The 13,542-nt window shown below is 70.8% G+C and carries 16 protein-coding genes and 1 other RNA gene; 4 read left to right on the top strand and 13 right to left on the bottom strand.

What is annotated here, in order from left to right:
- The 3 genes from DEIPI_RS41180 to DEIPI_RS0102850 all read right to left on the bottom strand — a co-directional run.
- Nucleotides 1–1,058 (bottom strand): phosphoenolpyruvate carboxylase (locus DEIPI_RS41180; protein WP_045233530.1); only part of this gene is annotated, 1,058 nt, incomplete at its 3' end.
- The gene (locus DEIPI_RS0102855; RefSeq protein WP_027480778.1) at nucleotides 1,055–1,825 is read right to left on the bottom strand and encodes a TIGR00282 family metallophosphoesterase; all 771 of its coding nucleotides are present in this window, start codon (nucleotides 1,823–1,825) and stop codon (nucleotides 1,055–1,057) included. The genes DEIPI_RS0102855 and DEIPI_RS41180, both read right to left, overlap by 4 nt.
- A 239-nt stretch (nucleotides 1,826–2,064) precedes the next feature.
- Entirely contained in the window at nucleotides 2,065–3,942 is a 1,878-nt protein-coding gene (locus DEIPI_RS0102850) for a tetratricopeptide repeat protein (RefSeq protein WP_027480777.1), read from the bottom strand.
- Between the two features lie 45 nt (nucleotides 3,943–3,987).
- On the opposite strand from DEIPI_RS0102850, the gene DEIPI_RS37300 reads away from it, so the two are divergent.
- Genes DEIPI_RS37300 through DEIPI_RS28055 form a run of 3 tightly spaced genes read left to right on the top strand, consistent with a single transcriptional unit; the run spans nucleotide 3,988 to nucleotide 5,364 of the window.
- Nucleotides 3,988–4,152 carry a hypothetical protein gene (locus tag DEIPI_RS37300; protein ID WP_157463430.1) on the top strand — a complete coding sequence of 55 codons (165 nt, stop codon included), beginning with the start codon at nucleotides 3,988–3,990 and terminating at the stop codon, nucleotides 4,150–4,152.
- Nucleotides 4,153–4,335, top strand: a complete 183-nt coding sequence (locus tag DEIPI_RS0102840; RefSeq protein WP_027480776.1) for a hypothetical protein — start codon at nucleotides 4,153–4,155, stop codon at nucleotides 4,333–4,335.
- 3 nt (nucleotides 4,336–4,338) lie between these two features.
- The gene (locus tag DEIPI_RS28055) at nucleotides 4,339–5,364 is read left to right on the top strand and encodes an HD-GYP domain-containing protein (protein WP_052351594.1); all 1,026 of its coding nucleotides are present in this window, start codon (nucleotides 4,339–4,341) and stop codon (nucleotides 5,362–5,364) included.
- Between the two features lie 6 nt (nucleotides 5,365–5,370).
- Here DEIPI_RS28055 and DEIPI_RS0102830 read toward each other — a convergent pair whose 3' ends face one another.
- The 6 genes from DEIPI_RS0102830 to mraZ form a co-directional block, all read right to left on the bottom strand.
- Complete coding sequence (locus DEIPI_RS0102830; protein ID WP_045233529.1) at nucleotides 5,371–6,570, bottom strand: ABC transporter permease; 1,200 nt, start codon at nucleotides 6,568–6,570, stop codon at nucleotides 5,371–5,373.
- A 158-nt stretch (nucleotides 6,571–6,728) separates the two neighbouring features.
- Nucleotides 6,729–7,376, bottom strand: a complete 648-nt coding sequence (locus DEIPI_RS38775) for a 3D domain-containing protein (RefSeq protein WP_027480774.1) — start codon at nucleotides 7,374–7,376, stop codon at nucleotides 6,729–6,731.
- A 421-nt stretch (nucleotides 7,377–7,797) separates the two neighbouring features.
- A complete protein-coding gene (locus DEIPI_RS0102820; protein WP_027480773.1) occupies nucleotides 7,798–9,126 on the bottom strand; it encodes a peptidoglycan D,D-transpeptidase FtsI family protein in 1,329 nt (442 codons plus the stop codon).
- Nucleotides 9,117–9,470, bottom strand: a complete 354-nt coding sequence (locus DEIPI_RS28050) for a hypothetical protein (protein WP_045233528.1) — start codon at nucleotides 9,468–9,470, stop codon at nucleotides 9,117–9,119. The genes DEIPI_RS0102820 and DEIPI_RS28050 overlap by 10 nt, the downstream gene beginning before the upstream one ends.
- A complete protein-coding gene (gene rsmH / locus DEIPI_RS28045) occupies nucleotides 9,467–10,372 on the bottom strand; it encodes a 16S rRNA (cytosine(1402)-N(4))-methyltransferase RsmH (protein WP_245588497.1) in 906 nt (301 codons plus the stop codon). Before rsmH ends, DEIPI_RS28050 begins: the two co-directional genes overlap by 4 nt.
- Nucleotides 10,373–10,390: 18 nt before the next feature.
- Nucleotides 10,391–10,819, bottom strand: a complete 429-nt coding sequence (gene mraZ, locus DEIPI_RS0102805) for a division/cell wall cluster transcriptional repressor MraZ (protein WP_027480772.1) — start codon at nucleotides 10,817–10,819, stop codon at nucleotides 10,391–10,393.
- Between the two features lie 314 nt (nucleotides 10,820–11,133).
- Here mraZ and DEIPI_RS28040 point away from each other — a divergent pair, with 314 nt between their 5' ends.
- Nucleotides 11,134–11,517 (top strand): DUF423 domain-containing protein, encoded by a 384-nt coding sequence (locus tag DEIPI_RS28040; protein ID WP_045233526.1) that lies wholly within the window; start codon nucleotides 11,134–11,136, stop codon nucleotides 11,515–11,517.
- 26 nt (nucleotides 11,518–11,543) lie between these two features.
- On the opposite strand, the gene rnpB is transcribed toward DEIPI_RS28040, so the two are convergent.
- From rnpB to DEIPI_RS38770, 4 genes are all read right to left on the bottom strand, one after another.
- Nucleotides 11,544–11,941, bottom strand: an RNA gene (gene rnpB / locus DEIPI_RS35250) — RNase P RNA component class A.
- A gap of 7 nt (nucleotides 11,942–11,948) precedes the next feature.
- Nucleotides 11,949–12,236: a hypothetical protein gene (locus tag DEIPI_RS0102795; RefSeq protein ID WP_157463429.1), complete on the bottom strand. Its 288-nt coding sequence runs from the start codon at nucleotides 12,234–12,236 to the stop codon at nucleotides 11,949–11,951.
- 10 nt (nucleotides 12,237–12,246) lie between these two features.
- Nucleotides 12,247–13,215: a flotillin-like protein FloA gene (floA, locus tag DEIPI_RS0102790; RefSeq protein ID WP_027480770.1), complete on the bottom strand. Its 969-nt coding sequence runs from the start codon at nucleotides 13,213–13,215 to the stop codon at nucleotides 12,247–12,249.
- 1 nt (nucleotide 13,216) lies between these two features.
- A partial coding sequence (locus DEIPI_RS38770) for an NfeD family protein (protein ID WP_211238232.1) occupies nucleotides 13,217–13,542 on the bottom strand: 326 nt, incomplete at its 5' end.

Here is a 13,542-nt window from a genome sequence, read left to right as displayed (position 1 = left end):
CCCGTGAGGGCGCTGTGCTCGCGAACGTCGAGGCTCACGAGGTGCCGCCCGTAGGTCCGCGCGAGCGTCACGGCGGGCAGCAGCAGGTGGTCCGCGCTGCGCGTCTGCCCCCCCGCGCGCAGGCGGGTGTCGAGCGCGTCGAGGCGCCCCACGAGGTCCACGGCCTCCCCGTCCCGCACGGCGTCGTGCAGGGCGCGCACCTCCTCGCGCCAGGGCTCCTCGGGGCCGTCGTGCTGGCTGAGGTCCGCGTAGGCCTGCGCGAGCGTCGCGACGAGCAGCTCGCGGGCGCGTTCCGCGTGCAGCGCGAGCGTGTCGCGCGTGGCGTCGGGCGTCACGAAGGGGTTGCCGTCACGGTCGCCGCCCATCCACGAGGAGAAGCGCACCGGCACGCCCGCGCGGGCGTCCACGCCGAACACGCCGCGCAGCGCGCCGCGCAGGTCCCGCTCCAGCCGGGGAAGCGCCCGCGAGATGGCGCTCACGTAGCCCAGCCCGCCCTTCACCTCGTCGAGGACGGTGGGGCGCAGGCGGCGGAGCTCCAGCGTGCCCCACATCGCCTCGACGTGCGCGCTGACGCGCTCCAGCGCCTCCCCGGAGAGGTCCGGCAGGTCCCGCGCGATCTCCACGAGGTGCGCGCGGATCGTGCGGCGCCGCATCTCGGTGGGGTGCGCGGTGAAGGTCAGGTTGAGCTCCACCCGCGCGAGCAGGTCGAGGACGCGCGGGGCGTCCCAGCCCAGGTCGCGCAGCTTCAGGAGGGCGTCCTCGACGCTCTGCGGACGCGGGCCCGCGCGGCCCCGCAGGCTCCGCACGCGCTCGTACTCCTCCGCGAGGTTCACGAGCTGGAAGTACCACGAGAAGGCCCGCACGAGGCCCTCGGCGGTCGCGGTGTCCGCGTGCACGAGCAGGTCACGCAGCCTCGCGTCGTCCTGCCCGGCGCGGGCCTCGCGGACGAGTGCCCGCACGGACTCCACCAGCTCGAAGAAGCCCTCGCCCTCCTGCTCCCGCAGCACCACCCCGAGCGCGCGGCCCAGGGTGCTGACGTCCTCCCTCAGGGTGCTCAAGACGCGCCTCCTTCCGTGAACGAGTAGCGTTCCACGCGCGTGGCGCGGTTGTCCGAGACGTCGATCTCCACGGCATTGAGCTGCGCCGCGCCCTCCGCGACGGTGTAGCGGTGCGGCAGGCGCGTGAGGAAGCGCGCGACGGGCCCCTCGATCGCCGCGCCGATCACGCTCTCGAGCGGGCCCGTCATGCCGGCGTCCGTCTGGAAGGCCGTGACGCCCCGCAGCAGGCGCGTGTCCGCCGTGGCGACGTGCGTGTGCGTCCCCACCACCGCCGCGACGCGTGTGGCGAGGTGGTAGCCCATCGCGGCCTTCTCGCTCGTCGCCTCCGCGTGGAAGTCGAGGAAGACGCTGCCGAGATCGTCCCGCTCCAGCAGGTCCGACAGCGCGCGGAACGGGTCGTCCACGGGGTCCATGAAGGTGCGCCCGAGCGCGTTGACGACCGTGAGGCGCTCGCCGCGCACGTCGAAGGTCCACCAGCCCGCGCCGGGCGTGCCCAGAGGGTAGTTCAGGGGGCGCAGCACGCGAGGGTCGTCGAGGAGGCCGTAGACCTCCTTGTTGCCGAACGCGTGGTTGCCGAGCGTGATGCAGTCCACGCCCGCGCGGAACAGCGCGGTGGCGCTCTCGCGGTTCAGGCCGAAGCCGCCCGCCGCGTTCTCGCCGTTCGCGATCACGAAGTCGTAGCGGTCCCGGATGGAGGGCAGGTGGTCGGCGACGACGCGACGGCCCGGTTTGCCGTACACGTCACCGATGAACAGGAGGCGCAGCACGAGGGTCACTGTACAGGATTTGCGTAGAGTTGACCCTAACTGAGATGGAGAGACACGTGGGCGCCCAAGGCGAAAGGACCGGGCCGTCCCGGTCCGTACGACGCCAAAAAGATGGAGAGACACGCCGACGGCCCCTCGCTCATGCCGGGGGCGGGCAGGAGGGGCCGTCCGTGTTTTGGGCGTCGTCCGCTCGGGGACGGCCCCTCGCTTTTGCCTGGTGCGTTGGCGCGTCTCTCCATTCAATTGTCGAGCGCGTTCATCTGCGCCACGTACCGCGCGAGCTCGGCGGCGCTGGCGACGGCGCGGGCGGCCTCCACGCGGTGCTGGTGCACCTCGCGTTCGTACGGGTCGATGCGGAGGTACTGGTTGCTGAGGAGGATCACGCGTCGCCACTCGCCCTCCTCGCGGTAGCGGGCGATCTGGTTGCGCAGTTCGAACGCGAGCGCGAGCTGCGCCTCGTCGCGTTTGGTGAGCACCCATTCGCTGTCGTCCATGCCGGGCAGGAACTCGCCGCGGTACACGGCGAGCGCGCGGGCGACCTCGCCGTGCTCGACCGCGTCGAGGAAGCGGACGAGGTCGAGGTCGACGCGGACGCGCGGCCCGAGGCGGTAGCGGGGCTGGTGGTGCGGCCCGTCGAACACGACCACTTCCTGACCGAGGCGGTCGCGGAGCTCCTTGATGGCCTGCCGGATGTAGTTCGCGCTGCTCGTGGCGTCCTTGTCGGGGTACAGGTCGAGCTGCATCTCCACGCGGGTGCGTCCGGGGCGCAGCATGAGGTAGACGAGCAGCGGGACGCTGCCGCGCAGGGTGAAGTGGGCCTCCTCGCCGTCGCGGTACACGGCGACGCGGCCGAAGGTGTAGATCTGCAGGCGGATCTGGTCGGAGGAGGCGCCGCCCTCGCTCGCCATCCCGGCGAGGTTCTCCATGATGGGTTCGAGGTACGGCGCGAGGTCCGGTTCGAGCGACGCGTACTGCAGCAGCTCGGAGAGCTCCTCGAGTTCGGGGCGCAGGGCGCTCTGCGTGTGGAGGCGCAGGAGGCTCTCCAGGGTCTCGCGCAGCACGACCGCGGTCTCCTGCGTCTGGTGGTCGAGGTGGTAGGCGTAGGCGAGCTGCAGCTGCGCCCGCGTCAGGCCGAGGGCGTCGCCGCGTTCCTTGAGGACGTCCACGGCGCCGGAGAGTTCCGTGATGGCCTGTCTGTACGTGCCGCGCCTGCGGTGGATGACGCCGCGCACGACGCGCAGCTCCACGGGGAGCGTCTCGCCGGGCTGGAGGGGGAACTGGTAGACGAGCCGCATGGCCTGCGCGTAGTCGCCGAGGCGGGCGTGGTGCTCGGCGAGCTTCACGGTGGCCCACAGCAGCACCTCGCGGTCGCCGATGGTGGAGGCGCGCGTCAGGATCTCGCGGACGAGGGTGATGTGGCGTTCGTACGCGCCCTCGTTCTCGGCGAGCGCCGCCTCGCTGGTGAGGAAGTAGAGGCTGCGGTAGGCGGGGACGTGCTGAAGCAGCGGCTTGGCGCGTGTGAGCGTGGCGCGCGCGGCGTCGAGGCGGCCCCGGCTCATCTGCAGTTCGAGCTGCGTGTGGAGCGAGGTGACGAGGGCGTCCTGATCGCCGACGGTTTCGAGCGCGCGGACGGCCTCGTCGAGGAGCTGCTCGGCGCGGGCGAAGTTGCCGAAGCTCTTGTGCATCAGCGCGAGGTTCTGCGAGAGCTTGGCGATGCGGACGTCGTCGGAGAGCTTGATGTACCCGTGCCAGGCGCGCTCGCAGAGCTCCAGGCCCTCGCGGGCGTGACCGCGCTGGAATTCGGCCACGCCGCGCCAGCGCAGCGCGCGAAAGCGCAGCTCGTCGTCGGGGATGCTCTCGAGTTCGGAGAGCAGCGAGACGGCCTCGTCGTAGCGGCCGGTGGCGCGCAGGAGGTTGCCGTACTCGACGCGCGCCTCGAGGTCGCCGAGCAGGTGGGCGCGGCGAAGGACGGGCTCCGCGTCGACGTACTGCCCGAGACGCAGGAGCGAGATGCCGAGCAGGGCGGCCTCACGGGTTCCGAGATCGCCTCGGCCCGCGAGTGCCGTGACCACCGCCTGGTAGTCACCCTGTACGAAAAACTCTAGAACCTGTTCCACAGCGGCTTCACGGTCTCCTCACACATCACAATCTAGACTCGGGCCATGAAGAAGAACCTGCTTCACGTGGCCCTCGTGCTCAGCATCATAACGGCAATGGTGACCGGCGCGTCCGCGTCGGCGGCGCCTTCCAAGAGCACCACCACCCTCTCGCCCTCCACCGGCACGGTCGTGACCTTCGGCGTGGGCGCGAACGACTGGGGGAACTGAATGACCGCGCCCGTGCGAGTCGACACGCCCGCGCCGCGCGTCGAGGAGTTCCACCCGCGCCACCGCGCCGAGAAGCCCGCGCAGCGTGAGGAGCGCCGCGCCGACGCCAACCCGCGCCTCGCGCGCCTGATGGACGGGCTGAGCGCCGTCCCGAGCGCCCCGATCGACTTCGGTCTGGAGTGATTCGTGGCCGACGACTTCCGTTCCGCCGAGGGCCCGCCCCCCCATCACGGGGGGCACGGTGCCCGGGCCGTCTCGCCCCAGGTGAACTCGCCTCGCCCGCCGCAGGTCGCGCGGGCGGGGTCTTCGCTTCTGAGCGCGCTGCAGCCCTCGGCGCTGTTCCTGCTCGACGGCAGCCTGCGCGTCGAGGAGGTCGGCGGGAACTGGGAGTCGCTCCTCGGCGTCGCGGCGGCGGACGCGGTGGGTCAGTCCGTGTCGCGCTTTCTGGTGCTGGGCGCCGCGTGCTGCCCGGATTCGTGGTCGGCGGCGCAGGGACAGTGCGAGCGCGCCACGGCCTTCACCCTGACGGGGGAGCGGCGCGTGCGGGTGACGTGGCGCCGCGTGGACGCCTTCGTCGCGGGCTCGGTGGAGCCCGCCGGTCACACCTCCCGGCTGCTGTTCGACTGGGAGCTGCAGTTGCTGGAGCTCCGCACGTGGCTGGACGCGGCGGTACGCTGCCTGGGCCGCTCGGGCGGCACGTGGGAGGCGGGGCACGTGGAGCGCGTCGTGGGGTACGCCGTGCGGCTCGGCGAGGCGATGAACCTGTCGCCGACCCAGCTGCGCTACCTCAGGTGGGGCGCGTACCTGCACGACGTGGGCAAGCTGAAGCTGCCGCACTCGATCCTGCTGAAGACGGAGCCCCTCACCGCCGGGGAGCTGGGCGAGGTGCGGCGTCACCCGGAGTGGGGCGTGGAGATCCTCGGTGAGCTGCCGTTCCTGCCGCAGGAGGTGCGTGAGGTCGTGCTGCACCATCACGAGCGCTGGGACGGCGGCGGGTACCCGGTCGGGCTGGGCGGGGAGCGCATCCCGCTGCTCGCGCGGGTCGTGGCGGTCGCGGACGTGTTCGAGGCGCTCACGTCCGAGCGCAGCTACAAGGGCGCGTGGACGCCGTGGGACGCGGTGGCGCTCCTGCGGCGCGAGGCGGGACGGCAGTTCGATCCGTTCATCGTGGACGTGTTCGTGCGCAGCGTGCTCGCCCTCGACGAGGGTTGAGCGCCCTCAGCGGATGATCCGGGCGGGTTCGACGTTCGCGGCGCGCCGCGCGGGCAGCAGGGACGCGAGGATCGTCGTGACGAGCGAGACGACGTTCACCCACAGGAAGTCCGTGGCGCGCAGTTCCACGGGCAGCGCGCTGATGAAGTAGAGGTCGCCGGGCAGCTGGAAGGGCCGCACCTTGAAGTACAGGGACAGGGCGAGCCCGAGGAGGTTGCCGAGCAGCAGTCCGGCGACGCCGAGCAGCACCCCGGCGATGACGAAGGCGGACAGCACGTCACGCCGTCGGGCGCCGATGGCGCGCAGGATGGCGATGTCGGGGGTCTTCTCGAAGACGGTGAGCGTGAGGACGTTCGCGATGCCGAACGACGCGACGATCACGATGAGGAACACGACGAAGCCGATGACGCGCTTCTGCAGCGCGAGCTGATCGAGGAGTTCGCGGTTGAGGTCCTGCCACGGGACGGGACTGTAGTTGCGCCCCGCGGCGAGGCGGCGGCCCACCTCGGGCGCGAGGTCGGGGTCGGTGAGGCGCACCTGGTACCCCAGCAGATTCCCGGCGGCCCCGGCGGTCCGGAGCGTCTCGGTGCGGACGAAGGCGTAACGGGAATCGATGAGGTAGTTGCCGGTGCGGAAGAGCCCCTTCACCTTGAAGCCGGAGCGCTGCTGCCGGCTGTCGAGGTAGCGCAGGGTGTCGCCGGAGAAGGCCCCGACGGACTGCGCGAGAAAGCTGCCGAGGACGATCTCGCCGGGTTTCAGGGTGCGCAGGAGTTCCTTCTCCTCGGGGCGGAGGTTGAGCACGTCCGCGTGCCTGGGGGTGACGCCGACGATCTCGACGAAGTCCGTCCCGGCGGAGCGTCCCCGCGAGGCGGGCCGCACGAGCAGGCCCTTGTCGCCGCTGAAGGGCGCGAACGCGGCGACGGCGGGGTCGGCGGCGAGGGCGCGTTCCAGGGCGGGGTCGCGCTGGCCGGGCTGCCAGGCGTTGAGCGAGAGCTGCGGCACGGCGCGCAGCGTGGCGTCGACGAGCGCGCGGACGAAGCCGTTGGTGAGTGACAGCGCGGTGATGAGGACCATGACGCCCACGGCGACGCCGAGAACGGTGATGAGGTTCTGGCTGCGTCGGTGACGGAGCTGCGCGGCGGCGAGGGTCAGGGGCAGGGATCGCCGGGGCAGGTTGGTGAGGTCACCGGACACGGGCACAAGCATAACAGAGACGCGTCAAAGCCCCAGGCATAAGCGAGGGACCGCTCCCGAGCGTACGACGGTGGGTCCGTACGACGCCAAACGCGGACGCTCACGTCCCGACGCCCAGGCAAGAGCGAGCGGCCGAACCCTGAACGTTCCGGCCGCTTGGTCTTCGAAGTTCAGTTGACGGCGGTGATGCGGATGTTGCGGACGCCCCACTGGAGGGCCTGGCCGCGGGTGGACATCCAGACGTCGACGGTGTTGGACTTGCGGGGGTGCATGGTGTCCTCGACGACGAAGATCTGGTTGGCGAGGAGGCTGTTGAAGCGGCCGCTGAGGTCCTCGATGCGGACCTTGGTGCCGTAGGGGAATTTGCGGAGCAGGTCGCGGGAGAGCGCGATGACGCCGAAGCGGGTGCGGGTGCCGGTGGCGGTGATGAAGGGCGTCGCGTCGGTCTGGTTGGGGATGCTGTTGTAGGCGGTGGACCGGACGATGGCGCTGACGCCGACGCGGCCGGCGGTGCGCGCGGCGCTCTGCTGGGCCTGCTTGATGCCCTGCTGGCGTTCCTGCGCGGCGCTCGGAGCCTTGGCGGCGGGGGTGGCGGGTTTGGTGGCGACCTTCGCGGGCGCGCTGGGCTTGGCGGCGGCGGCGGGCGTGGGGGCGGCCTTGGGTTCGGGTTTGGCGGCGACGAGGGTCGGTTCGCTCAGGGCGTTCTGCACGGCCTGCTCGGCGATGGCGTTCCCCGGGAGGGCGGGGGTGGCGGCGGCGACCGAGGTGGCGGTGGCGATCGTCAGGAGGACGATTCGCGGGAGGACGGTTGAGGACATGGGACTCCTGTCGCGCCCGCTCTGGGGCGGGCGCGGCGCATCTGGATGCAGTGCGAAAGAACGACGGTCAATATCTGCCGTTCGGCGTATGACCAAAGCTATTCACTGCTCCTGAGCACTTTCTAAGAAGTCATGTCAGATGCTCTCATCAATAAAGGGCATATAAACATGAATCCACTCACACTTGCCCTTCTAAAGCCGCACTGGAACGCGCACCCCTATGTGAGAGATGCTCTAATACTCTCATTTATGTTCTCATCAAAAGTTGCGAGCAAGCGCTCGTTTTTGCGCTATTTCACACGGTCCGGCTCCGCACCGGGGCCTTCTGGACCTTCAGGAGGGCTTGAAAAGTAAGCGTTCTAGCAAATCCGGGGCCACACGCGCGGTGTGGCCCCGGATTGCATGACAGCGTTCTCAGAATTTACTCACCCTTGGCGTGCTCGGGCGGGTAGGCCCACTGGGAGAACATTTCCGCCGCGATATCCCGGTAGATCGGCGCCGCCAGCTGGGAGCCATGGTAGTGCTCGCGCGCGCCGTGCACCATCACCGCGAGCGTCACGCGCGGCTCCTCCGCCGGGAAGAATCCGGCGAACACGCTGTCGAACAGGGTCGCGCTGTAGCGTCCGTTCTCCACGACCTGCGCCGTGCCCGTCTTGCCCGCGAGGCTGTAGCCCTTGATCCCGGCCTGCGTCGGAATCCCCTCCTCCACGACACTCTTGAGCAGTTCACGCGTCGTGCGCGCCGTCTCCGGACGCAGCACCGCGCGCTCCGAACCTTCCTGCGCGCCCACCACGAAGCTCGGCGAGAGGTACTTCCCGTCGTTCGCGAGGACGTTGTAGGCCGTCGCGAGCTGAAGCGTCGTGCTGGACATCCCCTGCCCGAACGCGTTCGTGGCGCGCACGATGTCGCTCCAGCGCGACACGGGCTGCAGCTGACCCGACTCGGTGTACAGCCCCTGAAGCCCCGTGTCCTGCCCGAACCCGTACCTCGACAGGTAGCCGTGCATGTCCTGCGGCTCGAAGTGCTCCACGATGTGACTCATGCCGACGTTGCTGGAGTAGCGCAGCACCTGACGCGTGGAGAGCACCTTGGGATGCTGCACCGCGTCGTGGATGACGTTGCGGCCGATCTTGCGCCACATCGGCGTGCTGTAGCCCATGCCCGGCGTGGTGAGGCCCTCGTTCATCGCGGCGGCCACGATGAGCGCCTTGATGGTGCTGCCCGGCTCGTACACGTCGAGGAACGCGCGGTTGCGGCGGTCCCCGGCGCTGAAGTTGCGCCAGTTGTTCGGGTCGAACGGCGGGTAGCTCGCGGCGGCGAGCACGTTGCCGGAGCGCACGTCGATCGCGACGACCGAGCCGTACTGCCCCTGCCGCTCCTTCACCGCGCGGGCCAGCACCGACTCCGCCACCGCCTGGAAGCGCGGGTCGATCGTGAGGGTCACGTCCTCGCCACTCGCGAGGCGGTCGTCGAAGGCGCCCTCCAGGCCCTCCAGGCCGCGGTCGGTGCCCATCATGCCGAGCAGCTGCCCTGCCAGGGTGCCCTGCGGGTAGACGCGTTTGGCCCCGACGGTCTTCGCGAGGACCGTGCCGTCGCTCGCGAGGATGCTGCCGCGCGGCGTGGAGGACGCGCCGCCGTACCCCTTCGGGAGGCCCCACTCCAGCTGCGCGTAGGCGTACACCAGAAAGAGGAACCCCAGCAGCGCGAGGACGAGCATGAGGCGGGAGCGGTTGCGCAACTTCACTTCCATACGGTCGTGACCTCCAGGGAACGGGCAGCGGGCGGGGCGGGCGGGGCGGGGAGCACCTCGAAGGCTGCCGTGGCCTTCGAGGCGCGGCTGAAGGGCGTCATGCCGTTCGCGAGGGCCCACTCCCGGACCCGCGCGGTGGACGTGGCGGCCTGCACGTCGAGTTCGAGCGCCTGCTTGTCGCGCGTGAGGATCGTGCGCTCCTCGCGCAGGTCCAGCAGTTCGGGGCGGATGTCGCGCGCGCCGAAGCGCAGCCCGACCAGCACGAGCGCGAGCAGCAGGTAGATCAGGGTGTAGCGCAGCGCGCGCGCGCGCCACACGTCGTGGGAGGCGGGCAGAGCGGTCACGAGTCCTCCCCCTGCGCGCCCCCGTCCGCGTGGACGTCCACGCGTTCCGCGCCGCGCAGCTTGGCGCTCCGGGCGCGCGGGTTGCGGTTCTGTTCCTCCTCGCTCGCCTCCACGGGCCGCTTCGTGAGGGGCCGCAGGCCGTTCTCGCCGCGGAAGTAGCGCTTCACGATGCGGTCCTCGAGACTGTGGAAGGTGATCACCGCGAAGCGCCCGCCGGGCCGCAGCAGTCGCGTGCCCGCCGCGAGACCGTCGCGCAGCGCGCCGAGCTCGTCGTTGACGTGGACGCGCAGCGCCTGGAAGGTGCGCCGCGCCGGGTGGATGCCGCGCGAGTAGCCCGGGTAGGCCCGCTTGACGATGTCGGCGAGTTCCACCGTGGTGGCGATGGGCTTCTGTTCACGCGCCCGGACGATGGCGCGGGCGATGCGCCGCGAGTGGCGCTCCTCGCCGTACTCGTAGATGACGGCGGCGAGGTCCGCCTCGTCCATCTCGTTGACGACGTCGGCGGCGCTCTCGCCGGACTGGCTCATGCGCATGTCGAGGGGCGCCTCCGTGTGGTAGGAGAAGCCGCGCGCGGCGTCGTCGAGCTGGAAGCTGGACACGCCGATGTCGAGCAGCACGCCGTCCACGTGGGTGACGCCCTCGCGCGCGAGGAGGGTGTCCATGTCGCGGAAGTTGCCCCGCACCACCGTGAGGCCCTCGGGCAGGTCGGCGCGGGCGCGGTCGAGGGCGTAGGGATCCTGGTCGATGCCGTAGACGCGGGCGCCCGCCGCGAGCAGCAGGCGGGTGTGACCGGCGCCGCCGAGGGTGCCGTCGACGAACACGCGGCCCGGGGCGGGCGCGAGCGCGTCGAGGACCTCGGCGGCGAGGACGGGCGTGTGGGTGAGGTTCTTGCTGGGTTCCACGGGTATACCTGTGAGCTCTCAGGGAGTGAAGTTCGCGAGCAGTTCCGGGCGGGGCGGATCGTCCTGTACGGCGAGGATCGCCTCGTCCCAGCGCTGGGGGTTCCAGAGTTCGAGTCGGTTCGGCGCGCCCGCGACGATGACCTCGCTCTCCAGCGCCGCGAAGGTCCGCAGGGTCTGCGGGACGCTCACGCGGCTCTGGTTGTCGAGGCGCGCCTTGTTCGCGCCGGAGTAGAAGAAGCGCACGAAGGCGCGGCTGTCGCGGTCCGTGAGGGGCAGGCCCTCGAGCTGTTCCTCGACGCGGCGCCACGAGGAGAGCGGAAAGATGTAGAGGCAGCCCTCCATGCCCCTGGTGAGGATCATCCCGTCCTCGACGAATTCCCGGAAGGAGGGTGGAATCACCACTCGTCCCTTGTCGTCGATGGAATAGGGGTACTCACCGTAGGGCAATCCTTCCTCTTTCCCCACCGTCTCCCACCCGGCTCACCGGTGGTGGGAGGTGCTTTTTGCCCACTGGGCCGCACATTACGGTTTCGTGAAGTGTAACACTTCGCCCCACCGTTTACCACCGGCTCCCACTTTCTCCCCCTTTCCCTCCCACTCGTCTCCCACATTTCCCACTCGATCACCCCGAGGGGTCGGGATGATGAGTTCATGAGCGTGCGATTCAGACGCTCGGGCCGCCCTTCACGGGCGGCCCGAAGGCCCGACGTCTTGTGGAAAGAGGGACAAACTCCCCGGAGGCGCCGCCTAGACTGGAGCGCATGAACAGAGCCACCCTGTACGGCGCGGCGCTCGGCGGGCTCGGCGTGGCGCTCGGCGCCTTCGGCGCCCACGCCCTCAAGGACACCCTCTCCCCGGGCGCGCTGAACACCTTCGAGACCGGCGTACGCTACCAGATGTACCACGCGCTCGCCCTGCTCGCCCTCGGCGCGCAACCCCAGCAGAAGCGCGCCCCGACGTGGCTCCTCGCGGGCACCGCCCTGTTCTCCGGCAGCCTCTACGCCCTCGCGCTCAGCGGCGTGAAACCCCTCGGCGCGATCACGCCGATCGGCGGCGTCCTCCAGATCGCCGGATGGGGCTTCGTCCTCGCGGACGCGCTCGGCGCGCGCCGCGCCCGCCCGCGCGGCAGCGAACACCTCAATTGAAACGTACGCCCCCACCTTTCGGTGGGGGCGCGGGGAGGGTCATAAGCCGGGTTCTGTCCGGAAGCCGGAGCTTCCGTCACGGTCATCTCTCTGGGACGTCCGTCGCCGGACGCCTCGAGCAGCCATCCTGGGGATCGTCGGGGCGGGCCGCCCCTCCCCCACTGTCGGGCCTTGCACCGGATGGGGTTGACCAGCTCTCCCGGTCTCCCGGGAGACTGGTGCGCTCTTACCGCACCGTTTCACCATTCGCCCGCCCGAAGGCGTCGGCTGACTCGTCTCTGTGGCACTGTCCGTCGGCTTCGCACGCGCGGAACCGCGTTCCGCCGTCTGCTCGCCGCCCAGCCGTTAGCTGGCATCCTGCCCTGCGGTGCCCGGACTTTCCTCACGCCGCCTCACGACGGCGCGCGACCGCGTTCCCTCCCGGTCGGGGATTATAGCTCACTCGGCCCCCCGGAGTCCTCACGCAGCGCCACGGGCGGCCCGAGCAGTTCCGTGAGGAGAAACGCGCGGCGCAGCGCGCCCGGCGACGCGAGGTCACGGCGCAGTCGCGCGCCCGACGAGGGCGACGCGGACGGCATGGCGGGCCCCTCCGGCTGCTGGGCCCGCGCGGCCCTCGGTGCGGTCGCGGGCCGTTCCAGCAGGTCCTCGCGGGTGTCCGCCGCGAAGGTCCGCTCCTCCCCCACGGGCGGGCTCCCGAAGCCGCCGTCGGGGCGAGTCACGCGGTCCCCCTCACCGGACCGGCCCGCCCGCGTGATCGTCGTCCTGCGCGATGGACGAGCGCATGCGCGTGTCCGCCTGCACGTTCTGCATGCGGTAGTAGTCCATCACGCCGAGCCGCCCGGAGCGGAAGGCCTCCGCGAGCGCGAGCGGCACCTGCGCCTCGGCCTCCACGACACGGGCGCGCATCTCCTGCTCCGCCGCGACGGCCATCGCGCGGCGCTCCTCCGCCTTCGCCTGCGCGATCTTCTTGTCCGCCTCCGCCTGGTCCGTCTGGAGCTCCGCGCCGATGTTGCGGCCCACGTCCACGTCCGCGATGTCGATCGAGAGGATCTCGAAGGCGGTGCCCGCGTCGAGGCCGCGTTCCAGCACGTAGCGCGAGATCGCGTCGGGGTTCTCCAGGACCATCTTGTGGTTCGCCGCCGAGCCGATGCTCGACACGGTGCCCTCGCCGACCCGCGCGATGATCGTCTCCTCGCCCGCGCCGCCCACGAGCCGCTCGATGTTCGCGCGGACCGTCACGCGCGCCACCGCCACCACCTGGATGCCGTCCTTCGCGACGGCCGCCACGCGCGGCGTTTGGATCACCTTCGGGTTCACGCTGACCTGCACCGCCTCGAGCACGTCGCGGCCCGCGAGGTCGATGGCGGTCGCGCGCTTCCACGGCAGCGCGATGTTGGCGCGGTCCGCCGAGATGAGCGCCGTGACCACGCGTGAGACGTTGCCGCCCGCGAGGGAATGCGCCTCCATCTGCCCGATGTCGAGGTCGAGGCCCGCCTTCGTGGCGCTGATGAGCGGCCGGATGATGTCGCCGGGATTGACCTTGCGCAGCCGCATCCCGATCAGAGTGCCGATCCCGACGCGCACGCCGGAGAAGATCGCGGTGATCCACAGGCCCACCGGGACGAAGTAGAACAGCAGCCACAGCGCCACGATGAGGAGCGCCAGCACGACCGCCAGGGTGATCAGGGTCAGTTCCATGTCAAACCTTTCCGGGGTCCGCGCCCGCCGCCTCGTCGGGGTCCACCCGGCGCACGACCCTGCGGTACCCCTCGTCGGCGACGACCACGATCTCGTCGCCCGCACTCACGTAATCGCCGCGCGTGACGACGTCCACACGTTCGCCCCGCACGAGCGCCACGCCGCTTGGATGCAGATGTGTGACGGCCACGCCCCGCGCGCCCGTCAGGGAGAGCGGCTCGCTCTCCGGGGCGCCCCAGGTGTTGGCGCTGCCCTGCGGGTCGAGGCGGTCCCCCTCGATCCAGCGCCAGCGCCCTCCACGCGGCAGGGACAGCGGCGGCCGGCCCT

It is taken from the genome of Deinococcus pimensis DSM 21231 (genome assembly GCF_000519345.1).
Taxonomy (GTDB): Bacteria; Deinococcota; Deinococci; order Deinococcales; family Deinococcaceae; genus Deinococcus_A; species Deinococcus_A pimensis.
The sequence above is the reverse complement of the archived record's forward strand: the minus strand, read 5'-3'. Positions and strand labels throughout refer to the sequence as shown.

Bases quoted from the DNA above. Each gene is read 5' to 3' on its own strand.
- DEIPI_RS37300 (WP_157463430.1), top strand. From the start codon at position 3,988: ATGAAGAAGAACCTGCTTCACGTGGCCCTCGTGCTCAGCATCATAACG.
- DEIPI_RS0102840 (WP_027480776.1), top strand. From the start codon at position 4,153: ATGACCGCGCCCGTGCGAGTCGACACGCCCGCGCCGCGCGTCGAGGAG.
- DEIPI_RS0102830 (WP_045233529.1), bottom strand. From the start codon at position 6,570: ATGCTTGTGCCCGTGTCCGGTGACCTCACCAACCTGCCCCGGCGATCC.
- DEIPI_RS38775 (WP_027480774.1), bottom strand. From the start codon at position 7,376: ATGTCCTCAACCGTCCTCCCGCGAATCGTCCTCCTGACGATCGCCACC.
- DEIPI_RS0102820 (WP_027480773.1), bottom strand. From the start codon at position 9,126: ATGGAAGTGAAGTTGCGCAACCGCTCCCGCCTCATGCTCGTCCTCGCG.
- DEIPI_RS28040 (WP_045233526.1), top strand. From the start codon at position 11,134: ATGAACAGAGCCACCCTGTACGGCGCGGCGCTCGGCGGGCTCGGCGTG.
- floA (WP_027480770.1), bottom strand. From the start codon at position 13,215: ATGGAACTGACCCTGATCACCCTGGCGGTCGTGCTGGCGCTCCTCATC.